This is a genomic window from Nitriliruptor alkaliphilus DSM 45188, assembly GCF_000969705.1.
GTDB lineage: Bacteria > Actinomycetota > Nitriliruptoria > Nitriliruptorales > Nitriliruptoraceae > Nitriliruptor > Nitriliruptor alkaliphilus.
In genome coordinates this window covers 2,118,460-2,140,580 of the sequence record NZ_KQ033901.1, presented here as the reverse complement: position 1 = coordinate 2,140,580, position 22,121 = coordinate 2,118,460, and the positions used below count along the sequence as shown (strand labels likewise).

Genomic DNA, 22,121 nt, shown 5'->3' with positions numbered 1-22,121 from the left:
TGCCGCGAGGGGTGGGTCGTCGTGGTGCCGGGAGAGAGGCCGGCACCACGACGACCGGAGGGGGTGGCTACCGCAGCGAGCTCACGTGCTCCTCGTACGGACCGGCGATCGCGTCGAGGAAGCCTTCGACCGAGCTGCGGCCCGAGACCAGGTTCTGCACGTTGGACACGAGCGTGTCGTAGAACCCAGGTGCCGGCCAGTCCGGGTAGAAGGCGAGGCCGTCCTTCTCGTTGATGACGTTGAAGTGCTCGACGAGCTCCTGGCTCTTGTCGTCGGTGATCGCCTCGGGATCGGCGGCGACCGGGAGCCCGCCCTCGTTGCCGAGGATGTTCTGGATCTCTGGGCGCATCGTGATGTCGATGAACTCGTAGGCGAGCTCCTTGTTCGCTGCCCCCTCCGGGACGACCCACAGGTTCCCGCTGGAGCCGGGGTACAGGTCGCTGCCGGGGAACAGGAACGAGCTCCACTCGAAGTCGTCGATCTCGTTGATCAGCCGGCCGTACCACCACGTGCCGCTCAGCATCATCGGCTGCTGGCCGCTGATGAACGACAGGCCCATGTCCTCAGCCGGGAGGCCGGTGGCGTCGGTGCTGATGTAGCCCTGCTCGACCCAGTCGGTCAGGCGCTCCGCAGCGAAGGTGAAGGCGTCGTCGTGGAAGTCGACCTCACCGTCGTAGAGCTGGTAGGCGTCGACGAGCGACCGGTCGGCGCGGCTGAGGGCGAGCTGGTACCAGTACTGCTGAGCGGGGTACTCCGAGCCGCTGAAGGCGAGCGGTGTCACGCCAGCGTCCGTGAACGTCCGCATCGCCGCTTCGAGCTCCTCGAGCGTCGTCGGGACCTCGACACCGTGCTCATCGAACAGGTCCTGGTTGTAGTAGAAGAGCACGAACTCGGCGTAGTTCGGGATGCCGTACCACGCGCCGGCCCCCATCTGGCCGTCCTCGTAGCGTGCGGTGGTCTGCAGGCTCTCGCTCAGGAGCTGGTCCCAGCCGCGCGACTCGACCTCCGCGGTGATGTCGGTCAGCAGCCCCTGGCTCGCCAGCAGCCCGGCGGTCGCGTTGCCCTTGTTGTACTCCATGATGTCCGGCGCTTGACCCGAGTTCAGGACCATGCTGGCCGTCTCCTGGATCTGCTCGAACCCCTTCTCCTCGAACTCGACCCGCACGCCGGGGTTCTCCTCCTCGAGGATCTCCATCGCCCGGTCCCAGGCGATGCCCATCGCACTGGTGGGTGCCTCGTAGTGCCACAGACGCAGCACCTGCTCCTCGCCCTCGGTCCCGGCCGCCTCGGTATCGCTGGCTGCGGGGTCATCGCTGCCCCCGCCGCACGCGGCGGCGAGCAGGCCGATCGCCAGCGTCGCGGCCAGCCTCCGTCGGAGCTTCATCATCGTCTCCCTGTCTCCATCGTCCCGAGCTGCGATCCGCCGCTCGGGGCGGGCTCCCGTGCCCGGCTCTCCTCCCGCGGCGACCGGTCGGTCAACCTCGGGTCTGCCTTCGCTCCCGATCAGCCATCGGGTCCCGACCCGCACCGACCCGCACCGACCCGCACCGATCCGTACCGTGCTGGTGGGCGTCGAAGCGCTTCGACTCGAACCGCTTCGACTCTACGGAGCCCCGGGCCGGTCGTCAACGGCGAGTTGCGTCGATCACTGGCGCTCGTCCCCCACCGTCGGTAGGTTGCCATCGAAACGCTTCGATGACCCCGGTGTCGGGGTGTCGACGCTGGGGAGGCGACCGTGGTGACCACCGCTCGCGGGTCGGGACGGCATCGGCACGGCCACGTCACCATCAACGACGTCGCTCGGGCGGCGGGTGTCGCGCCGAGCACCGTCTCGTACGCGCTGTCCGGCAAGCGATCGGTGTCCGAGGAGGTCCGCCGCCGGATCCAGGAGACGATCGCCGAGCTCGGCTACGAACCGCACGCGGGGGCTCGTGCGCTGGCCAGCCGGCGGTCCCAGATCATCGGGCTCGTGATGCCGCTGCGCCGCGGCGTCCACGTCCCCATCCTGATGGAGTTCGCCGCCGCGATCGTCACCGAGGCGCGCAGCCACGACCACGACGTCCTGCTGCTGACCGGCGAGGTGGACGGCGACGGGTTGCGTCGTGTGGCCAACGGGTCGTTGGCGGACGCCGTCATCCTGATGGACGTCGAGGAGGACGATCCTCGCATCCCGACGGTGCGCGGGCTCGGCCGTCCCGCCGTCCTGATCGGGCTGCCCGACGAGCCGGACGACCTCGTGTGCACCGACCTCGATTGGGAGGCCGCGGGGCGGATCGGGGTGGAACACCTGGCCGCACTCGGCCACCGCCAGGTCGGCCTCGTCGGTCAGCCGCCTCAGGTCTACGAACGGCACACCGGCTTCGCCGAGCGGTTCCTGCGCGGCCTCCTGGGAGCCGGCGCCGCCCTCGACGTCGAGGTCGCGACCCAGCCTTGCGAAGCCAGCTTCGGCGACCTCCGCCGGGCGCTCGACGGCCTCCGATCGGCCCTGCCGGACCTGACCGCCGTCGTCGTGCACAACGAGGCGGTGCTGCCGCTGCTCCGAGAGGAGCTCACCTCCCGCGGGATCTCCGTCCCCGAGGATCTGTCGGTCCTGTCCGTGGAGCCCGACAGCATGGCTCGCCAGGTCCCGCTCAGCGCCGTCACCATCCCGGTGGACGAGATCGGCCGGACCGCCGTCCGGCTCGTGATGCATCAGCTCGAGGGCCACGAGGTCGAGGCGGCTACGTCGCTGCCGCCACGGTTGGTGGAGCACGGATCGACCGGCGCGGTGCGACACCGGTAGGGATCAGAAGGTGTCGTGGGGGATGTAGCCGCCGTAGACGCCACGCAGGACATCGCAGACCTCCTGCAGGGTGGCGCGCCGGCGCAGCGCTTCGCCCATCGGGACCAGGAGGTTGTCGCGACCCTCGGCCGCCACCCGGACCGCCTCGAGCGCGACGTCGACCGCCGACTGGTCGCGCTCACGCTTGACGCGGTCGATCGCATCGATCTGCCCCTGGCGGATCGATTCCTCGACCCGCTGGAGGTCGGGCTCGACCTCCTCGTCCATCTGGAAGCGGTTGACCCCGACCACGACCTGCTCGCCCGAGTCGATCGACTTGGCCAGCTCGTAGGCAGCACGCTCGATCTCGGACTTCTGGTAGCCCTCCTCGACCGCGGCGACGGCGCCCCCCATCTCGTCGATGCGGTCGAGGTACTCCTGGGCCTGCTGTTCGATCTGATCGGTGAGCGACTCGATCAGGTAGCTGCCGGCCAGCGGGTCGACCGAGGAGGTGACGTCGGTCTCGTAGGCCAGCACCTGCTGGGTGCGCAGCGCCAGGCGCGCCGACTTCTCGGTGGGCAGCGCGAGCGCCTCGTCGAAGCTGTTGGTGTGCAACGACTGGGTCCCCCCGAGGGCGGCCGCCAACGCCTGGACCGTGACGCGGACGAGGTTGACCTCGGGTTGCTGGGCGGTGAGCTGCACCCCCGCGGTCTGGGTGTGGAAGCGCAGCATCATCGACTTCGGGTCCTTCGCCCCGAACCGGTCGCGCATGATCGCGGCCCACATCCGCCGCGCGGCGCGGAACTTGGCGACCTCCTCGAGGAAGGTCGAGCGCGACACGAAGAAGAACGACAGGCGCGGCGCGAACCGGTCGACGTCGAGGCCGGCGTCGACGGCGGCCTGCACGTAGGCGATGCCGTCGGCGAGGGTGAAGGCGACCTCCTGCACCGGCGTCGCCCCCGCCTCGCCCATGTGGTAGCCGGAGATGGAGATGGTGTTGAAGCTCGGCAGGGTCTCGGCGCAGTACCCGAAGGTGTCGGAGATGATCCGCAGCGATGGCGCCGGCGGGAAGATGTAGGTGCCGCGGGCGATGTACTCCTTGAGCACGTCGTTCTGGATCGTGCCACGGAGCTTGTCGGGCGCGACGCCCTGCTCCTCGCCGGCGATCTGGTACATCAGCAGCAGCAGACTGGCCGGCGCGTTGATGGTCATCGAGGTCGAGACCTCGTCCAGTGGGATCTGGTCGAACAGGATCTTCATGTCCTCGACGGTGTCGATCGCGACACCGACCTTGCCGACCTCGCCGTCGGCGATGCTGGCCGCGCTGTCGTAGCCCATCTGGGTCGGCAGGTCGAAAGCGACCGACAGGCCCGTGGTGCCCTGCGCGAGCAGGTACCTGTAGCGCCGGTTGGACTCCTCGGCGGTGGAGAAGCCGGCGTACTGGCGCATGGTCCAGGGGCGGCCGCGGTACATGTTCGGGTACGGGCCGCGGGTGTAGGGGAACTCACCCGGCGCGCCGAGGGACGCCGCCGGGTCGAACCCGTCGAGGTGCTCGGGGCCGTACACCGGCTCGAACGGGAACCCGCTGACGGTGGTCGGTTGGTCCGGCATGCACGCCTCGAGGATCGGGGGTCCCCAGGCTAGGAGCCGGCACGCCTGGGCAGGAACTCGGGCGCGTACGCTCTCCCCACGCGACGCAGGAGGGCACGGGTGCCGATCGTCGAGTCGACCGTCCGGGTCCCGGTCGACCCCTCGACGGCTTTCGCGGTGTCGCAGACCACCGGCGAGACCCGCCTGCGGTGGGACCCGTTCATCCGGGGGCAACGCTTCGCCGACGGCGCGCGTGAGCCGGCCAAGGGCGTGCGCACCCTGACCCGGCACCGGCTCGGGTTCGTGATGACCAGCGAGTACGTCTCGTTCGCGCCGCCGAGCAACGTGGGCATGAAGATGATCGGCGGGCCGTGGTTCTTCGCCAACTTCGCCGGCGGCTGGCGGTTCGTCGCCGTCGCGGGGCAGCCGGATGCCACCGACGCGGTGTGGCGCTACAGCTTCCGGTGCCGACCGGCCTGGCTGGCGCCGCTCCTGGAGCGGATCGGTACCCGGGTGCTGCAGCGGGACATCGACCGCCGCATCGCTGGATTCGCCCGCGGGTGCGAGGACCCCGAGGTCCTCGCCGTCGTCCGTGCACCCGCCCCGGACGCGTGAGGACCCCGCACGCGGCGGGGTCCTCAGGCGGTCTGTGGCCGGTCAGCCGGCGCGGCGGCCCGACAGCTTGGCCCTGCGGTAGTCCTTGTTCATCATCGCGATGAAGTCGATCGAGATGCCCTTCGGGCAGGCCGCCTCGCACTCGCCCATGTTGGTGCAGGACCCGAAGTGCTCCTCCATGACCTCGACCATGCCCTCGGTGCGCTGGAGGCGCTCCGGCTGGCCCTGCGGGAGCAGGCCCAGGTGGGCGAGCTTGGCGCTGGTGAACAGCTGCGCCGCCCCGTTCGGGCAGGCCGCCACGCACGCCCCACAGGCGATGCACGCCGCCGCGTCCATCGCGAGCTCGGCATCCTCCTTGGGGACCGGCACCAGGTTCGCGTCCGGCGCCGAGCCGGTGTCGACGCTGATGTAGCCACCGGCCTCCACGATCCGGTCGAAGGCGTCCCGGTTGACGACCAGGTCCTTGATGATCGGGAACCCGGCGGCGCGCCACGGCTCGATGACGATCTCGTCACCGTCCTCGAACGAACGCATGTGCAGCTGGCAGGTCGCGGTCCCGAGCTGAGGGCCGTGGGCACGGCCGTTGATCATCATCCCGCACGTGCCGCAGATGCCCTCGCGGCAGTCGTGCATGAACTCGATCGGTTCCTCGCCAGCCTCGATCAGTTGCTCGTTGACCACGTCGAGCATCTCGAGGAAGGACGAGTGCTCGCTGATGCCCTGGGCGGCGTAGGTCTCGAAGCGGCCGGGGGCGTCAGGGCCAGCCTGCCGCCAGACGCGGAGGGTCAGGTTCACTTGTAGCTCCTCTGCGTCAGCTGGACGTTGGTGAACTCCAGCGGCTCCACGTGCTTGCGTGGGGCTCCCGGGTCGCCGGTCCACTCCCACGCCGAGACGTGCGCGAAGTTCTCGTCGTCGCGCTGCGCCTCGCCCTCCTCGGTCTGGTGCTCCTCGCGGAAGTGACCCCCGCAGGACTCCTCGCGGTCGAGGGCGTCCCGGCACATCAGCTCGCCGAGCTCGAAGAAGTCCGCGACGCGCTGGACCTTCTCGAGCGAGCTGTTCTGGGTCGTGTGGCTGCCGAGCACGCGGACGTTGGTCTCGAACTCGGCGCGGAGCGCGGGGATCTCCGACAGGGCCTTCTCGAGGCCGGCCTTGTTGCGGGCCATGCCGCAGTGGTCCCACATGATCTTGCCGAGCTCGCGGTGGTACCAGTCGACCGACCGCGTGCCGTTGGTCGACAGCCACCGCTGCTGGCGCTCCTCGACCTCGGCCACGGCCTGTGTGAACACCGCCGCCGAGGTGTCGACCGGCTGCTCACCGAGCTGGGGGGCGAGGTAGTCGCCGATGGTCGACGGCAGCACGAAGTACCCGTCGGCCAGGCCCTGCATCAGCGCCGAGGCACCGAGGCGGTTGGCACCGTGATCGGAGAAGTTGGCCTCGCCGATCGCGAACAGGCCCGGGATGGTGGTCTGGAGGTGGTAGTCCACCCACAGGCCGCCCATCGTGTAGTGCGGCGCCGGGTAGATGCGCATCGGTTCGACGTAGGGGTCCTCGCCGGTGATGCGCTCGTACATCTCGAACAGGTTGCCGTACTTCTCGGCGACCGCGTCCTTGCCGAGGCGGGCGATCGCGCCGGCGAAGTCGAGGTAGACCCCGTTCTTGAGCGGCCCGACGCCCTTGCCCGCGTCGACCTGCTCCTTGGCGTTGCGCGACGCCACGTCCCGCGGCACCAGGTTGCCGAAGGCCGGGTACTTGCGCTCGAGGAAGTAGTCGCGCTCGTCCTCGGGGACGTCCGCGGCGGCGCGGCGCTCGTCGGGGTCCTTGGGGACCCAGATCCGACCGTCGTTGCGCAGCGACTCGGACATCAAGGTGAGCTTCGACTGGAACTCGTCCGAGGACGGGATGGCCGTCGGGTGGATCTGGGTGAAGCACGGGTTGGCGAACGCGGCGCCCTTGCGGTGCGCCCGCCAGATGGCCGTGGCGTTGCAGGCCATGGCCATGGTCGACAGGTAGAAGACGTTGCCGTAGCCACCGGTGCCCAGCACCACCGCGTGGGCCGAGTGGGAGCTGATCTGGCCGGTGACGAGGTCGCGCACCACGATGCCGACGGCCTTGCCGTCCTCGACGACCAGCTCGAGCATGTCGGAGCGGGTGTGGAGCTCGACGTTGCCGGCCTTCACCTGGCGCGCCAGGGCCTGGTAGGCGCCGAGCAGCAGCTGCTGACCGGTCTGGCCGCGTGCGTAGAAGGTGCGGCTGACCTGCGCGCCACCGAAGGAACGGTTGGCGAGGAGGCCGCCGTACTCGCGGGCGAAGGGCACGCCCTGGGCGGTGCACTGGTCGATGATCTCGTTGGAGACCTCGGCGAGGCGGTGGACGTTGGCCTCGCGCGAGCGGTAGTCGCCGCCCTTGATCGTGTCGTAGAACAGGCGTTGGATCGAGTCGCCGTCCCCGTGGTAGTTCTTCGCCGCGTTGATGCCGCCCTGGGCGGCGATGGAGTGCGCCCGTCGCGGCGAGTCGTGGAAGGTGAAGACCTTCACCCGGTAGCCGAGCTCACCGAGGGTGGCGGCCGCCGAGGCGCCGGCCAGGCCGGTCCCGACGATGATGATCTCGAACTTGCGCTTGTTGGCCGGGTTGACCAGCTTCATCGAGAACTTGTGGTCCTGCCACATGCTCTCGAGGGGACCGTCGGGGATCTTGGCGTCGAGCAGCATCCTGGCAGGGCTCCCTGTGTGGGACGGGTGGAGGTCGAGGCGTCCGCTAGGACACGATCCCGAGCTGGATCGCCAGCGGGAACGAGATGTTCCCGACGACCACGATCACCGCGAAGGCGATCGCGAACGTCCGACGCAGGTGGTTGAAGCGGCGGTGGTTCCAGCCCATCGACTGGAACAGGCTCCATCCACCGTGGTAGAGGTGGACGCCGAGGGCGAGGTTGGCGACCACGTAGAACACGGCGACCGCCGGGCGAGCGAGGCTGGCGACCAGGTTGTTGTAGACGAGGCCGTGCTCGAAGTCGGGGTTGGTCCACCCGAGGGTGAGATCGGCCACGTGGTAGATGATGAAGGCGAGGACGATGATCCCCGTCCAGCGCATCGTCCGGGCGGCGAAGTCCGCGGCCACGTAGTCGCGCTTGGCCCGGTAGCTGTCCGGCCGCGCCTGGCGGTTCATGACCGTCAACTGGTAGGCCGCCACGACGTGCATGATCAGCGCGACGATGAGGACCACACGCAGCACCCAGAGCGTGCCGGTGTCCGGCATGATCGGGGTCAACAGGCCCGTGCGCAGCCAGTCGCCGTAGTGGTCGATCGATTCCGGGCCGAGGTAGACCTTGAGGTTGCCGACCATGTGGGCGAGCACGTAGCCCATCCAGATGATGCCCGTGATGGCCATCACGTACTTCTTGCCCAGCGCCGAGCGGTACAGCTCCACGATCATCGGCGTGCGACGTGTCGCCGACTCCTCCGGGCGGTCCGTGACCTTCGTGGCCATCGAGCGGTCCTCCTCGACCCCGGAGCGTGCCGACGCGCGGGGTCCCTCACGGCTGCCAGTACGACGACGCCGGAGCGGGCGACCCGCGCAGAGCGAGTGGACGGCTGACCGGCGGACGGAGCCTACCACCGGCCGCTGCAGGACCCTTCCCCGGGCCCGTGCCCGGCACCGCGCCGACGCGACGCACGACCTCACGGCCGCCGCTTGACCCGCCCGCGGGCCCGCCGACAGGCCCGTGGACCGTCGAGCCCACGGAAGGGAGGTCATCGTGCGCGACCGCGTCGCCCCTGCCTTCGCTGCCGTGATGATCACCCTCATCGCCGTACGTGCGTTGCTGGCCGACGGGATCGCGGTGGACGGCCTGTACGCCGCGGTCGAACTGCTCACCGCGACCGCGGTCGCCGTCGCCGTCCGCTTGCACCGGCCGGAGCACCCCGGCCCGTGGCGTCTGATCGCCACCTCCCTCGCGCTCTCGGGTCTGGTGAGCACCGCCTGGACCGCCGTCGCTGCGGCCGGCGTGGATCCCACCGTCGTCTCGCCGGTCTACCTGTTGGCCTACGGCTGCGGGTTGGCCGGGCTGTGGCAGTTCATCCGCGTACGGTCACCCCACGCGGGCGTCCCGGCGCTGCTGGACACCGCCATCGTGACGACGGGTGTCACCGTCCTGCTGTGGGTCCTCGTGATCCACCCGGCCTGGCAGGCAGCTGAGGGCGCCGCCGAGCCCCGCCTGATCGTCGTCATCTACCCGTTGCTCAGCCTCGTGATGCTGGCGCTGGCGGCTCGACTCGCGTTCGGTGGCGGACGGGCCAACACGTCCCTGCGGTGGATGGGAGTCGGCGTCACGCTCTACCTCGTCACGCAGACCGCGGTGCTCGTGCCCTGGGTCGACGGACCCTTCGAGACCCTCCGCCTCATCGCGACGGTGACCATCGGGCTCGCCGCGCTGCAGCCCTCGATGCGTCTGTTGACCGAGCCGGCCCCCTCCAGCGACCACCGGCTGGCGGGCTGGCGGCTCGCGGCGCTCTGGGCAGCGTCAGTGGCGGCACCCCTGACCCTGCTGGTCGCGGTGCGCGGCGAACACGCCGGACCGCTCGGCGTCATCGCACTCGGCTCCATCACGCTGTTCAGCCTCGTCGTGGCACGCATGTGGGGCCTGCTGCTCACGGTGCGCGCCGTCCTCGGCCGGCAGCACGAGGACCGGTTCCGGGCCCTGATCGAGCACGCCGACGACGTGGTCCTCATCGTCCACCCGGAGGACGGCCTGACCTACGTCAGTCCGTCGGTCGAACGCCGGTGGGGCTACACGATCGAGCGGATGCGCGAGCTCGAGCTCGACCTCGTCGCCCCAGAGGACCGCCATCGGCTGCTCGAGGTGCTACGCGACGTGACGGCGAGCCCGGCGGGGACCGTCGCGCCATGGGAGGGCCGAGCGCTGCACGCGGACGGCGGCTGGCGACACCTCGCGGCCACCCTGACCAACCACGTCGACGACCCGGCCATCGCTGGGCTGGTGGTCACCTGCAGGGACGTGACCACGCAACGCGAACTCGAGGTCCAGCTCAGCCACCAGGCCTTCCACGACCCGTTGACCGGGCTGCCCAACCGGGCACTGTTCACCGACCGCGTGGTCCAGGCCCTCGACGGTCGCGATCACGACCACTTCACGGCCGTGCTCTTCCTCGATCTCGACGACTTCAAGACCATCAACGACGGGCTCGGCCACGACGTCGGCGACGACCTGCTGCGGATCGTCGGGCAGCGTCTGGCCCAAGTGGTCCGCCCGGAGGACACCGTCGCGAGGTTCGGCGGCGACGAGTTCGCGATCCTGGTCCCGCGCACCCGGACCATCGACACCGTCACCGCGCTGGCGGACCGCCTCCGTGCGGCGCTGGCCGACCCGGTCAGCCTCGCCCACCGACGGGTGGAGGCGGGGGTCAGCATCGGCATCGCGACGTCCCACGACGCACCCAACGCCGACGCCCTCCTACGCGACGCGGAGGCGGCGATGTACGCCGCGAAGCGGGACGGGCAGGCCACCTTCCACCTCTTCGACCCGACCATGCACGCCAACGCCGTGCGGCGCCTGCAGCTCAAGATGGACCTGCACAAGGCGGCCGAGCGCGGCGAGCTGACGGTCGTCTACCAGACCATCCACGACGTGGCGTCCGCCGACGTCGTGGGCGTCGAGGCGCTGCTGCGCTGGCACCACCCGCTCCGCGGACCGATCCGGCCGGACGAGTTCATCCCTCTGGCCGAGGAGACCGGCAGCATCGAGGTCATCGGCACGTTCGTCCTCGAGCAAGCGTGCGCGGAGGTGGCCAGGTACCGGGGCCTGACCGGACGTGACGTCTACCTCACGGTCAACGTGTCCCCCGTCCAGCTCGAGGGGCCCGGCCTCGCGAGGACCGTGGCCGGAGCACTCGAGCGCACGGGCCTGCCAGCTCACCGTCTCGTGCTCGAGCTCACCGAGAGCGTCTTCATCGCCGACGACGAGACCGTCGCCGGCACCCTCCACGCGATCGCCGAGCTCGGGGTGCTGCTCGCCATCGACGACTTCGGCACCGGCTACTGCTCGCTGGCCTACCTCGAACGGTTCCGGTTCGACATCGTCAAGGTCGACAAGGCCTTCATCGACGTGCTCGACGATGCCACCGGCGACGCCCGGCTCACCGTCGGGATCCTGGAGCTGATCAGCTCGCTCGGGGTACCCGCCGTCGCCGAGGGGATCGAGACCGCGCTCCAGCTCGAGGTGCTGCGCGCGATCGGGTGCCCCTACGGGCAGGGCTACCACTGGAGCCGCCCGGTGCCGATCCACGAGCTGCCGATCACGGCGACCGTCAGCAGCGCCGTTCGCTAGGTCGCTCCGAGGAGCGCATCGATCGCCGCGAGGACGGACGCGGGATCGTCACGGTGCACCGAGTGGCCGGCGCCCGCCACGGTCGTGCTGGTGATCCGCTCGCCGTCGACCAGCCGTGCTGCGGTGTCCGGCGCGAGGAGCGCCCCGAGCGAGGGGTCCGCGGCGAGCAGGTGGACCCGTGCCCGCCACGCCGCTGCGATGTCAGCCAGGTCCCAGGACGGGTTGTGGTCGATCACGCGATCGACGACGTCCGGGGTGCAGGAGGCGGCGGCGAGGACCTTGCGGTCGACGTCCATCGGGCTCCAGCGAGGGTTGGCGGCCGCGACCGCCGTCGCCTCGAGCCGGCCGACCTCGGCCCGCTGTACCGCGCGCACCGGTTCCCGCGCCGCGGGTTCCAGCTCCAGCACCGGATCGATGAGCAGCGCGCAGGCCACCTCGACGTCCTGGCGCGTCAGCAGGTGCGCGGCCACGGCCCCGCCGAGGGAGTGGCCGACCACGAGGTCCCACGACGACCCGAGAGCCGCGATGTCCTCGGTCAGCGCCTCGATCCGGTGGTCGGACGCCACCGGGCTGCGACCGTGGCTGCGCAGATCCGGCGCCGCGACGAGGTACCCCCGATCGGCGAGGTGCGACGCGAGCCGCCACATGGTGGTGCCGTCCGACCCGAGGCCGTGCAGGAGCAGCGCTTGACCCGTCGGCCCGTTCGGGTGCCACACGTGCGTGGCGAGCCGGACGGGCCAGATCGGCCCGGTCGGCGCTGGCGCGGTCGGCGTGCCGCTCACGCGCGCGGCGCCAGCAGACCCATGGCCTCGCGGGCGCGTTCGAGGGTCGGCCCCGCGATCGCCCGCGCCCGCGCTGCACCGTCGGCGAGGATCCGTTCGACCTCGGCCGGGTCGGCGGCCAACTCGTCGTAGCGGTCCCGGATGGGGCGTAGGCGCTCCACGACGGCCTCGGCGACCGCCGTCTTGAAGCCGCCGTACCCGTTGCCGTCGTGCTCGGCGATCAGGTCCGCGACCGGGCGGCCCGTCACCGCGGAGAGGATCTCGAGCAGGTTCGAGACGCCGGGCTTCGCGTCGCGGTCGTGGAGGATGCGCGCGTCGGGGTCCGAGTCCGTCACCGCGCTCTTGATCTTCTTCTCGACCCGCTTCGGCTCGTCGAGGACGTAGACGATGCCCTTCTCGGCGGTGGACGACTTGGACATCCGCCTCGCTGGGTCCTGCAGGTCCATCACGCGAGCTGCCGCCGGTGGGTGCACCGCCTTCGGCAGCGTGAACACCTCGCCGTAGCGGTGGTTGAAGCGCTGCCCGAGGTTGCGGGCCAGCTCGATGTGGTGGCGCTGGTCCTCACCGACGGGGACCTCGTCCGCGTGGTAGAGCAGGATGTCGGCCGCCTGCAGCACCGGGTAGTCGAACAGCCCGACGGAGACGAACTCCCGTCCCTCGGACTTCTCCTTGAACTGGGGCTGCTTGCGCAGCTCCCCGAACGAGGTCACGCAGTTGAGCAGCCAGGTGCACTCGGCGTGCTCGGTCACGTGCGACTGGACGAACAGCGTCGAGCGCACCGGGTCGATGCCGATCGCGAGCATCGCGGTGGCGAGCTCGACGGTCCGCCGTCGCAGGCTGGCCGGGTCGTGCTCGACGGGCGACGTGATCGCGTGCAGGTCGACGACGCAGTAGATGGTCTCGTCCGCGGTCTCCTGCAGCGCCAGCCAGTTGACCCACGCGCCGAGGTAGTTGCCGAGGTGGGGTGCGCCCGAGGGCTGCATGCCGGAGAACACGCGCGTCACGAGGAACCTCTTCGAAAGGGACGTCCGCAGGGAGCCGAACGGTAGCGTCCGGCGACCGGGGCTCCGCCCGCAGGACTCACCGGAGGAGACCACCATCGCGCCGATCGTCGTCCCGGAGCTGTCGGACGAGGACCTGGTCCTGCGCGGCCCGGCGCCGGCCGACGTGGAGGCCATCACCCGCATCTGTCGGGACCCCGACGTCCAGCGCTGGACCAGGGTCCCCGCGCCGTACACCACCGACGACGCGCGCCGGTTCGTCCTGATGTCGATCGGCGCCCTGGCCGAGGGCACCGGCGCGCACCTCCTGGCGGTCTCCGCCGACGATCACCGCGAGGTGCTCGGGTGCGTCGGCCTGAGCATCGACGGCGCCGATCGCAGCGCCGAGCTGGGCTACTGGGTCGCACCTGAGGCTCGCGGGCGTGGCGTCGCGACCCGGTCGGGCCGGCTGCTGCTCGGCCACGCCTTCGCGCACCTCGGCGTCGGCGCCGTGCGGTTGCAGGCGGCGGTCACCAACCCCGCGTCGAACCAGGTGGCACGGGCCCTCGGCTTCCGACCGGTGGGGCTGCTGCGCCGATCGATGATCGACGGCCCGTCCGGGGACCCGACCGCCCCGCGCTGCGATGCGCGGCTGTACGACCTGGTCCCCGGCGAGCTGACCTGATCCGACCTAGAGCATGTCCGCGACGGCGCTGCGCTCCTCCTGGAGCTCGGCGACGGTCGCGTCCAGCTTCTCCTGGGCGAACGCGGACAGCTCGAGGCCCTGCACGATCTCGTAGGTGCCGGCACCGTCGGTGGTGACGGGGAAGCCCGAGATGAGGCCCTCGGGGACCCCGTACGAGCCATCGGACGGCACGGCCATCGAGACCCAGTCGCCAGGGGCGGTGGGCTTGCCGCCGCACCAGTTGGCGACGTGGTCGACCAGTGCGTTGGCCGCCGAGGCGGCCGACGACGACCCGCGGGCATCGATGATGGCCTTGCCGCGCTGCTGGACGGTGGTCAGGAACTCGCCACGCAGCCAGTCCTCGTCGGTGATGACCTCGGTGACCGGCTTCCCGCCGATCCGGGCGTTGTCGACGTCGGGGACCATCGTCGGCGAGTGGTTGCCCCACACGGCGAGGTTGGTGACGTCGGCGACCGGGACGCCGGCCTTCTTTGCGAGCTGCGACTTCGCCCGGTTCTCGTCCAGACGCACCATCGCGGTGAACCGGTCCGCCGGCACGCCGTCGGCGTTGGCCGCGGCGATCAGCGCGTTGGTGTTGGCCGGGTTGCCGACCACGGCGACCTTGAGGTCGTCAGCACCGTTGGCCGCGAGCGCCTGACCCTGACCGGTGAAGATGCGGCCGTTGTCCTTGAGCAGGTCGGCCCGCTCCATGCCCGGACCGCGCGGCTTCGCACCGACGAGGCAGGCGACGTTCAGCCCGTCGAAGGCCACGTTGGCGTCGTCGGTGAGCTCGATGCCCGACAGCAGGGGGAACGCGCCGTCGTCGAGTTCCATCGCCACCCCCTCGAGCGCGCCGAGCGCCGGGGTGATCTCCAGGAGCCGTAGCTCGACGGGGGTGTCGGGGCCGAACATCTGGCCCGAGGCGATGCGGAAGACCAGCGCGTAGCCGATCTGGCCGGCGGCACCGGTCACGGCCACGCGGATCGGGGTGCTCATCGGGGACTCCTGCGGAGGTGGGGGCACGGGGCGGTCGTGGCCGGAGCCTAGTGGCGGCGAGGCCGTAGCCTCCAGGCCGGACGATCGCGACCGGGAGCACCGCCGTGTCCCTGCCCGGACGCGTCGAGCGGGCGCGCCGGGTTGGTGACGGCTCGGTCAGCTAGACGAGGCCCCGGCGCCGGCGGGCGGCCTCGAGGGTGTTCTGGAGCAGCATCGTGCGGGTCATCGGACCGACGCCGCCGGGCACGGGGGTGATCGCACCGGCGACCTCGGCGACCGCATCGAAATCCACGTCGCCGACCAGCGACCCGTCGTCGGCCCGGTTGGTGCCCACGTCGATGACGGTCGCACCGGGGCGCACCATGTCGGCCGTCACGAGAGCCTGTCGCCCGACCGCTGCCACGACGACGTCGGCGGTCCGGCACACCGCGGCGAGGTCGCGGGTCCGGGAGTGCGCCAGCGTCACCGTCGCGTCACGGCCCTTGAGCGTCAGCATGTTCGACAGGGGGCGACCCACGAGGTTCGACCGCCCGATCACCACCACGTGCGCACCGACGGTGTCGACCCCGGCGTGCGCGAGCAGCTCGAGGACCCCGTACGGCGTGCACGACAGGAAGGTCGGGTCGCCGATGGCCAGGCGACCGGCCGTGTAGGGGTTGAGCGCGTCGACGTCCTTGGCAGGTTCGATGAGCTCCTGGATGCGGCGGGCGTCGAGGTGGTCCGGCAGCGGGAGCTGGACGAGGATGCCGTCGATGTCGTCGTCGCCGTTGAGCCCGGCGACCACGTCCTCGAGGTCGTCCTGCGAGGTGTCGGCGGGCAGTTCGATCATGCGCGAGGCGATGCCGACCTCACCGCAATCGCGGTGCTTCATGCCGACGTAGACCTTGGACGCCGGATCGTCGCCCACGAGCACGGCGGCCAGCCCCGGGACGACGTCGTGTTCGGCGCCCATCCGGGTCACCTCGTCGGCGATGCGCCCCCGCAAGGTCCGGGCGAGCTCCTTGCCGTCGATCAACGAAGCGGTCATGAGTCCTCCAGGTGTGGCAACGAGCGCGCGAGCGTAGGCGAGCGAGACGGCCGGAGTGGCGGATGGGAAAGGTCAGGCGAGGCAACGAGCGAGCGTCAGCGAGCGAGACGAACGGGGTGGTGGGTGGGATCGGACTAGTGGCGGAAGTGGCGGCGGCCGGTGAGGACCATCGCGATGCCGTGCTCGTCGGCGGCGGCGACGACCTCGTCGTCGCGGACCGAGCCGCCGGGTTGGACCATCGCGATCACACCGGCCGCGGCGGCAGCGTCGGGTCCGTCGCGGAACGGGAAGAAGGCGTCGCTGGCGAGGACGGCACCGACGTGTCGGTCGCCCGACCGCTCGACGGCGAGCCGCACCGAGTCGACGCGGCTCATCTGACCGGCGCCGACCCCCACGACCTGGCCCGCCTTGGCCAGCACGATGGCGTTGGACTTGGTGTGCTTGCACGCCAGCCACGCGAACCGGAGGTCGGCGAGGGTGGCCTCGCTCGGCTGCACCTGACCGGCGACCCGCCACTCGCCCCAGGGCTCGTCACCGACGTCGGCGTCCTGGACGAGGATCCCTCCGGCGACGGAGCGCAGCTGCTGCCCGCCTCGCGGGCGGGACGCGTCGGGGGTGCACAGGATGCGGAGGTTCTTCTTGGCCGTCAGGACCTCGAGCGCCTCGTCGTCGAACCCCGGAGCGATGACCACCTCGGTGAACACCTCGCCGATGCGCCGTGCCGTCGCGCCGTCGATGGGGCGGTTGGCCGCCACGATGCCGCCGAACGCGCTGACGGGGTCCCCCTCGAGGGCGCGCACGTAGGCCTGTTCGAGGTCGTCGGCCACGGCGAAGCCGGCGGGGTTGGTGTGCTTGATGATCGCCACGCACGGCTCGTCCACGTCGACGGCCATCCCCCAGGCGGCGTCGGTGTCGAGCAGGTTGTTGTAGGACAGGGCCTTGCCGTGCAGCTGTTCGGCGTCGGCCAGGCCGCCGGCGCCCGGTCTCGCGTAGTAGGCCGCCCCCTGGTGCGGGTTCTCGCCGTAGCGCAGCGAGGAGGCCCGTGGCAGCGCCAGACCGAGCTGGGACGGGAAGGCCTCGTCGCGCTGGAACCAGGAGGCCACGAGGGTGTCGTAGGCGGCAGTGTGGCGGAAGGCCTTGGCGGCCAGCTCACGGCGGGTCGCGAGGGTGACACCGCCCTGGTCGTCGATCTCGGTCAGGACCCACTCGTAGTCCGAGGGGTCGACGACGACCACCACCGAGCCGTGGTTCTTGGCAGCGGCCCGGATCATGGTGGGGCCGCCGATGTCGATCATCTCGATGACGTCGTCGTCGCCGGCGCCCGCCTGGACGGTCCGCTCGAACGGGTAGAGGTTGACCACGACGAGGTCGATCGCCTCGACGCCGAGCTCGGCGAGCTCGGCGATGTGTGCGGGGTCGGTGCGGTCGGCCAGGATGCCGGCGTGGATCCGCGGGTGCAGCGTCTTGACCCGACCATCGAGGCACTCGGGGAAACCGGTGACCTCGGCGACCTCGGTGACGGGGACGTCGACCTCACGGATCGTCGCAGCCGTCGAACCAGTGGAGACCAGGGTGACACCCCGCTCGTGCAGCGCCGCGGCGAGGTCGGTCACGCCGGTCTTGTCGAAGCAGCTCACGAGGGCGCGGCGGACGGGGATGGCGGCGTCGCTCACGGGCGGCTCCTGTCGGGTCGGACGTGGACGTGGCGGCCGTCGACGACGAGCCGGTCCTGGCAAAGCAGCTTGACGCAGGCGGGCAGCAGCTCGTGCTCGACCACCTTGATGCGCTCGTGCAGCGAGGTCTCGTCGTCGTCCTCGGCGACCTCGACGGCGCGTTGGGCGACGATCGGTCCGTGATCGACCTGTTCGTCGACGAGGTGGACGGTCGAGCCCGTCAGCTTGACACCGTGCTCCAGCGCGTCGCTGACCGCGTGGGCCCCTCGGAAGGCGGGGAGCAGGGAGGGGTGGGTGTTGATGACCCGGTCCGGCCAGCCATCGAGGAAGGCACCTGACAGGATCCGCATGAACCCGGCCAGCACCACCGCGTCCGGCTCCTGGTCCTCGAGCCGGGCCCGCAGGACGCCCTCCCAGGTCGGTCGGTCCGGGTGATCGTCGAGGGCCTCGACGACGGTCGCGATCCCCGCCGCGCGGGCCCGCTCCAGGCCGCCGGCGTCGGGGCGGTCCGAGCCGACGACGACGACCTCGCCGCCGAAGCCCGGGTCCGCAGCGATCGCGTCGAGCAGCGCCTGCAGGTTGGTCCCCGAGCCCGAGACGAGCACGGCCAGCCGCATCGGCACGGCGGACGGCGACACGGCAGCTCCTCGGACGGCGAGACGAAGCACGGGGGAGGGCACGAGGACGCGACGGCGTTGTCACCGCCTCTCCGCTTCACCGCACGGGCGACGCGGCCGCTGCGTCCCGAGGCGGCGGAGCCTAGACGCTCGGCCGGTCGGGGCCGACCGGCGCGCGCCCTCGTGCCGGGGTCCGCGTAGGGTGCGCCAGGCGACAGGGGTGCCGGCCGGGGATCGACATGTCGGACAGCGGACGAGGAGCGAGCGGGTGCGGGTCGAGCTTCCTCACGCCCTCGTCGCCGTCGGGCGGGGTTCGGGTCTGGCGGGGGTGCTGATCGCCGCAGGAGGTCTGGCTGCGGTGGTCGGGGGGAGCCGGCCGTGGCACGAGGCCACGGCGCAGCTCGCCATGCTCGGCGCCGCCGAGGACCGGGCGGTCGTGACGCTCCTCGGCTGGAGCACGGTGCCGGGCGTGGCAGCGGCGATCGCCGGCGCGGTGGCCGCGGTCCTCGGCGTGGCACTGGCCGTCGACCGGCACCCGGGGTGGACGCGTCGAGTCCTGCTCGCATCGGCCGTCGTGCTGGCCGTGAGCGGGACCGTCGCACAGCTGCTCCGACCGACGCTCGACCGGTTCCCCGACGAGGCCGGTGCGCTGGCGGACCTCCGTGCGGTGATCGATGAGCTGCCACGGGGGGTCGAACTCACCCTCTCGGTGCGTCCGGGCACGGGGGCCTCGATCGCGCTGGTGGCCGCCGCCGTGGTCGTCATCGGCGTCGCGGCAGCGCGCGACCTCGACGCACGCTGAGCGCGGACGACCGTCTACCATCCGACGCGGTCCGGGTCCGAGCGCCCCCTCGCGCCGGCCCGCCGACGGGTGCGTCGCGCGCACCCCGCACCGTCTCCCGACGCGACGAGGTCGCCCGTGCGTGTCCGCAACCGCCTGACCGCCGCCCTCGCGGTGACCACCGCCGCCGCCATCGTCGCCTTCCCCGCCGGCGCACAGGAGGCCGACGGCCCCTCGTCTGCACAGGTGGAGCGCCGGCTGACGACGGCCGAGGACCGGCTGGCCGAGCTCGAGGCCGAGGCATCCCTCGCGGTCGAGGAGGTCAACGAGGCCCGGGTCGCCTTGGAGACGATCGAGGCCGACCTGGCCGCGACCCTCGCGGAGGCGGATGCCGTCACGGACCGCACCGGGGTGCTGCGCGAGTCGACCGATGCGGTCGCACGCACCCTGTTCAAGACTGGCGGCGCCAACCTGCAGTTCGGGGCGCTGCTGAGCGCGGACGGCCCCACCGAGGCTGGCATCCGCTACGCCACGGTGCGACGGGTCCTGGAGGGCCACCGGGGTGACGTCGAGGAGCTCAGGGCCGCCACGGTCGAGCTCGATGCTCTCGAGAGCCGGCTGGCCGAACGTCGCGACGCAGCGGCGGCCCAGAAGGCCGAGCTCGAGAACCGGCGCGAGCGTCTGCAGCGCACCCTGGACGCCCAGGCCGACGAGATCGCCGCGCTGGAGACCGAGCTCGCCGAGGTCCGTGAGCGCGAGGAGGCCGCACGGCGTGCCGCCGAGGAGGCCGCTCGCCAGGAGGCCGCTCGCCAGGAGGCCGCTCGCCAGGAGGCCGCCCAGCGCGAGGCTGCTCGCCGCGAAGCCGAGCAGGAGCGCCAGGCGTCGCCGGCACCCGCACGGACGCCGGCGCAGGACGCGGGAGGCGGTTCCAGCTCCCCGCCGCCGGCTCCCACGACGCGACAGTCGGCGCAGGTGGCCGTCGACACCGCCCTCGACCAGGTCGGCAAGCCCTACCGGTGGGGCGGCGGCGGTCCCGACAGCTTCGACTGCTCCGGTCTGACCTCCTACGCCTGGCGCGCGGCCGGAGTGTCGCTCCCCCACTCGTCGCGTGCCCAGTACGGCGCGACGGCCCGGGTCACGCGTGGCCAGCTCCAGCCGGGCGACCTGGTGTTCTTCGGCAGCCCGATCCACCACGTCGCGATGTACATCGGTGGTGGCGACGTCGTCGAGGCGTCACGCAGCGGCGTGCCGGTCCGGGTCAGCTCGCAGGCCATGAGCCGCAGCGACATCGCCGGGTACGGCCGGCCCTGACACGCAGCGGCGTCGTCAGCTGAGCGCGTCGTCCGAGCCGAGCACGGATCGGGCGATGTCGCGGGCCTCGTCGAGCCGAGACGCGTCGACGAACAACCGCGTGCCCCACTCGCCGAGGAACAACGTGCGACCCCAGCGGCCGCTCTGCTTGTCGTACCAGGTGATGCCGGCGGCCTCGAGCTGCTCGGCCACGGCATCGGCGTTCTCGTCGGTGAACTGCCCGAGTTGAACGGTGCGCACCTCGCTCACCGCTCCTCCACGCGTGTCGGCTTCCCGTTGACGGTAGCGACCCGGGCGGTGCGAGGTTCGACCGGGGCGGCGCGGACCGTCTGAGCCGCACCGTCCCGGGACGCCGGCCGCAGGGTCGCTGCGTCAGTGACCGGTGGCGGCGCCCTCGGAACGCGGGTCGCTGGCTGCCTCGTACCCGGGGTCGGCGACGCGGATCGCGTGCGCGTGACCGGCGACGTGCTCGAGGTCCCCGATCACCCGGACGCGGTGACCGCGGGACCTGAGGTCCTCGACGACCGCGGCTGGGACTCGCCCTTCGACGACCACCGTGCCGTCCGCCAGGTCGACCACGAAGCGCGGCGCGTCGATCGCGTCCTGCAGGTCGGCTCCGCCGTCCACGATCCGCCGCAGCAGCTGCGCGTGGACCTGGGCCTGCGCATCGCCGCCCATCGTCCCGAACACCAGCTCCGGGACGTCGCTGCGCAGGGTCATCGCCGGGATCAAGGTGTGGAGCGGACGGACGCCGGGCGCGACCACGTTGAGGTCGTCGCCCGGCCCTGCATCCAGCCGCAGGTGCGCGCCGCGATCGTGCAGCCCGAACCCCGCACCTGGCACGACGACCCCCGACCCGAAGCCCACGAAGTTGGACTGGATCAGCGACACCAGCAGCCCGTCCTGGTCCGCGGCACAGAGGTAGGCGGTGCCGCCGGGCACAGGCCGAGCGAAGGACACCTCCGCCGCTCGGTCGTCGTCGATCGCGGCCGCCAGACGGTCCAGGCGCTCCGGGGCCAGCAACGCCTCGGCGGTCACCTGCATCGTCCGAGGGTCGGCGAGGTGCTGCTGGCGGTCCGCGAGCGCGGCACGGACGGCCTCGACCTCGTGGTGCCACGCCAGCGGATCCTCACCGCGACGTGGCGGTGACCGGTCGAGCAGCCCGAGGGCCGTCAACGCCGTGACCCCCTGCGTCGGCGGGGGCAGCTCCAGCACCGTGCGGTCGCGGAACCGGCCCTGCAGCGGGGTGACCTCGACGCTGCGGTGCGCCGCGAGGTCGTCCGAGGACATCGTCGAGCCGTGCGCCTGCAGGATCTCGACGATGCGAGCCCCGATGCTCCCGCCGTACAGCGCGTCGGGACCGTCGTCGGCGAGGCGGCGCAGGGTCCGGGCGAGGTCGGGCTGGACGAACCGCTCCCCCGCCCGCATCGGACCGAAGGTGGCCGCCCACCCGGGCTGGTCCGCCAGCACCTGACGTGCCCGGTCGACGTGCGCGGCACCGTGGTGGGAGACCGGGAACCCGTCCTCGGCCAGCGTGATCGCGGGCCCGGCGACGTCCCCGAACGAACGCGACCCCCACCGCTCCAGCAGGTGTACCCAGCCCGCCACCGCACCTGGCACCGTGACCGGGAGGGCGCCGAAGGTGGGCATGCCGTCGGTCCCGGGCAACCCGACCGCGCTGCCGTGGCCCGCGTCGATCGCGGCCCGGATCGCGGCAGGGGTCGCACCGGCTGGCATCGCGCCGACGGACTCGACCCCGGTGGCCTCGCCGTCGTGCACGATCGCCAGCAGGTCGCCCCCGACCCCGCACTGGTAGGGGGCGACCACGGCCAGGACGAGGTTCGTCGCCACCGCGGCGTCGACCGCGTTGCCGCCATCGGCCAACACCGACGCCCCGGCCGAGGAGGCGAGGTGGTGCGGCGAGGCGACCACCCCGCGCGGGAACCACCGGCTCGTCACC

19 protein-coding genes are annotated in these 22,121 nt (G+C 71.7%); 6 read left to right on the top strand and 13 right to left on the bottom strand.

The window, feature by feature from the left end:
• Positions 1 to 67: 67 nt before the first annotated feature.
• Complete coding sequence (locus tag NITAL_RS10075; protein ID WP_211262316.1) at positions 68 to 1,384, bottom strand: ABC transporter substrate-binding protein; 1,317 nt, start codon at positions 1,382 to 1,384, stop codon at positions 68 to 70.
• A gap of 351 nt (positions 1,385 to 1,735) precedes the next feature.
• Between NITAL_RS10075 and NITAL_RS10070 the strand changes: the two genes are divergently transcribed.
• Positions 1,736 to 2,782, top strand: a complete 1,047-nt coding sequence (locus NITAL_RS10070; RefSeq protein ID WP_211262315.1) for a LacI family DNA-binding transcriptional regulator — start codon at positions 1,736 to 1,738, stop codon at positions 2,780 to 2,782.
• Positions 2,783 to 2,785: 3 nt separating this feature from the next.
• Here NITAL_RS10070 and NITAL_RS10065 read toward each other — a convergent pair whose 3' ends face one another.
• Positions 2,786 to 4,372, bottom strand: coding sequence for an acyl-CoA mutase large subunit family protein (locus NITAL_RS10065; RefSeq protein WP_052666119.1), 1,587 nt, complete (start codon positions 4,370 to 4,372; stop codon positions 2,786 to 2,788).
• Positions 4,373 to 4,471: 99 nt separating this feature from the next.
• On the opposite strand from NITAL_RS10065, the gene NITAL_RS10060 reads away from it, so the two are divergent.
• On the top strand, positions 4,472 to 4,966 hold the full coding sequence (locus NITAL_RS10060) for an SRPBCC family protein (protein ID WP_052666118.1): 495 nt from the start codon (positions 4,472 to 4,474) through the stop codon (positions 4,964 to 4,966).
• Positions 4,967 to 5,008: 42 nt separating this feature from the next.
• Here NITAL_RS10060 and NITAL_RS10055 read toward each other — a convergent pair whose 3' ends face one another.
• Genes NITAL_RS10055 through NITAL_RS10045 form a run of 3 tightly spaced genes read right to left on the bottom strand, consistent with a single transcriptional unit; the run spans position 5,009 to position 8,452 of the window.
• Positions 5,009 to 5,761: a succinate dehydrogenase/fumarate reductase iron-sulfur subunit gene (locus NITAL_RS10055; protein ID WP_052666117.1), complete on the bottom strand. Its 753-nt coding sequence runs from the start codon at positions 5,759 to 5,761 to the stop codon at positions 5,009 to 5,011.
• Complete coding sequence (locus tag NITAL_RS10050) at positions 5,758 to 7,674, bottom strand: fumarate reductase/succinate dehydrogenase flavoprotein subunit (RefSeq protein WP_052666116.1); 1,917 nt, start codon at positions 7,672 to 7,674, stop codon at positions 5,758 to 5,760. Before NITAL_RS10050 ends, NITAL_RS10055 begins: the two co-directional genes overlap by 4 nt.
• A 46-nt stretch (positions 7,675 to 7,720) precedes the next feature.
• Positions 7,721 to 8,452, bottom strand: a complete 732-nt coding sequence (locus NITAL_RS10045; protein WP_052666115.1) for a succinate dehydrogenase cytochrome b subunit — start codon at positions 8,450 to 8,452, stop codon at positions 7,721 to 7,723.
• A 268-nt stretch (positions 8,453 to 8,720) separates the two neighbouring features.
• Between NITAL_RS10045 and NITAL_RS10040 the strand changes: the two genes are divergently transcribed.
• Complete coding sequence (locus tag NITAL_RS10040; RefSeq protein WP_052666114.1) at positions 8,721 to 11,309, top strand: putative bifunctional diguanylate cyclase/phosphodiesterase; 2,589 nt, start codon at positions 8,721 to 8,723, stop codon at positions 11,307 to 11,309.
• Here NITAL_RS10040 and NITAL_RS10035 read toward each other — a convergent pair.
• On the bottom strand, positions 11,306 to 12,091 hold the full coding sequence (locus NITAL_RS10035) for an alpha/beta fold hydrolase (RefSeq protein ID WP_052666113.1): 786 nt from the start codon (positions 12,089 to 12,091) through the stop codon (positions 11,306 to 11,308). The genes NITAL_RS10040 and NITAL_RS10035 overlap by 4 nt on opposite strands.
• The gene (trpS, locus tag NITAL_RS10030; RefSeq protein WP_211262314.1) at positions 12,088 to 13,095 is read right to left on the bottom strand and encodes a tryptophan--tRNA ligase; all 1,008 of its coding nucleotides are present in this window, start codon (positions 13,093 to 13,095) and stop codon (positions 12,088 to 12,090) included. The genes NITAL_RS10035 and trpS overlap by 4 nt, the downstream gene beginning before the upstream one ends.
• Here trpS and NITAL_RS10025 point away from each other — a divergent pair.
• Positions 13,073 to 13,756, top strand: coding sequence for a GNAT family N-acetyltransferase (locus NITAL_RS10025; protein ID WP_052666112.1), 684 nt, complete (start codon positions 13,073 to 13,075; stop codon positions 13,754 to 13,756). The genes trpS and NITAL_RS10025 overlap by 23 nt on opposite strands.
• Positions 13,757 to 13,762: 6 nt before the next feature.
• On the opposite strand, the gene NITAL_RS10020 is transcribed toward NITAL_RS10025, so the two are convergent.
• From NITAL_RS10020 to purN, 4 genes are all read right to left on the bottom strand, one after another.
• Positions 13,763 to 14,752: a malate dehydrogenase gene (locus tag NITAL_RS10020; RefSeq protein ID WP_052666111.1), complete on the bottom strand. Its 990-nt coding sequence runs from the start codon at positions 14,750 to 14,752 to the stop codon at positions 13,763 to 13,765.
• A gap of 160 nt (positions 14,753 to 14,912) precedes the next feature.
• Positions 14,913 to 15,779: a bifunctional methylenetetrahydrofolate dehydrogenase/methenyltetrahydrofolate cyclohydrolase FolD gene (folD, locus tag NITAL_RS10015; protein WP_052666110.1), complete on the bottom strand. Its 867-nt coding sequence runs from the start codon at positions 15,777 to 15,779 to the stop codon at positions 14,913 to 14,915.
• 134 nt (positions 15,780 to 15,913) lie between these two features.
• Positions 15,914 to 17,452: a bifunctional phosphoribosylaminoimidazolecarboxamide formyltransferase/IMP cyclohydrolase gene (purH, locus tag NITAL_RS10010; protein WP_052666109.1), complete on the bottom strand. Its 1,539-nt coding sequence runs from the start codon at positions 17,450 to 17,452 to the stop codon at positions 15,914 to 15,916.
• A complete protein-coding gene (gene purN, locus NITAL_RS10005; protein ID WP_052669567.1) occupies positions 17,449 to 18,069 on the bottom strand; it encodes a phosphoribosylglycinamide formyltransferase in 621 nt (206 codons plus the stop codon). The genes purH and purN overlap by 4 nt, the downstream gene beginning before the upstream one ends.
• 268 nt (positions 18,070 to 18,337) lie before the next feature.
• On the opposite strand from purN, the gene NITAL_RS10000 reads away from it, so the two are divergent.
• Both NITAL_RS10000 and NITAL_RS09995 read left to right on the top strand, forming a co-directional pair.
• Positions 18,338 to 18,871 (top strand): hypothetical protein, encoded by a 534-nt coding sequence (locus NITAL_RS10000; protein ID WP_052666108.1) that lies wholly within the window; start codon positions 18,338 to 18,340, stop codon positions 18,869 to 18,871.
• A gap of 117 nt (positions 18,872 to 18,988) precedes the next feature.
• Positions 18,989 to 20,161 carry a C40 family peptidase gene (locus NITAL_RS09995; protein ID WP_052666107.1) on the top strand — a complete coding sequence of 391 codons (1,173 nt, stop codon included), beginning with the start codon at positions 18,989 to 18,991 and terminating at the stop codon, positions 20,159 to 20,161.
• A 15-nt stretch (positions 20,162 to 20,176) separates the two neighbouring features.
• On the opposite strand, the gene NITAL_RS09990 is transcribed toward NITAL_RS09995, so the two are convergent.
• Both NITAL_RS09990 and NITAL_RS09985 read right to left on the bottom strand, forming a co-directional pair.
• Positions 20,177 to 20,410 (bottom strand): SPOR domain-containing protein, encoded by a 234-nt coding sequence (locus NITAL_RS09990; protein WP_052666106.1) that lies wholly within the window; start codon positions 20,408 to 20,410, stop codon positions 20,177 to 20,179.
• Positions 20,411 to 20,533: 123 nt separating this feature from the next.
• The gene (locus tag NITAL_RS09985) at positions 20,534 to 22,120 is read right to left on the bottom strand and encodes a gamma-glutamyltransferase family protein (RefSeq protein ID WP_083441419.1); all 1,587 of its coding nucleotides are present in this window, start codon (positions 22,118 to 22,120) and stop codon (positions 20,534 to 20,536) included.
• Position 22,121: the final 1 nt, after the last annotated feature.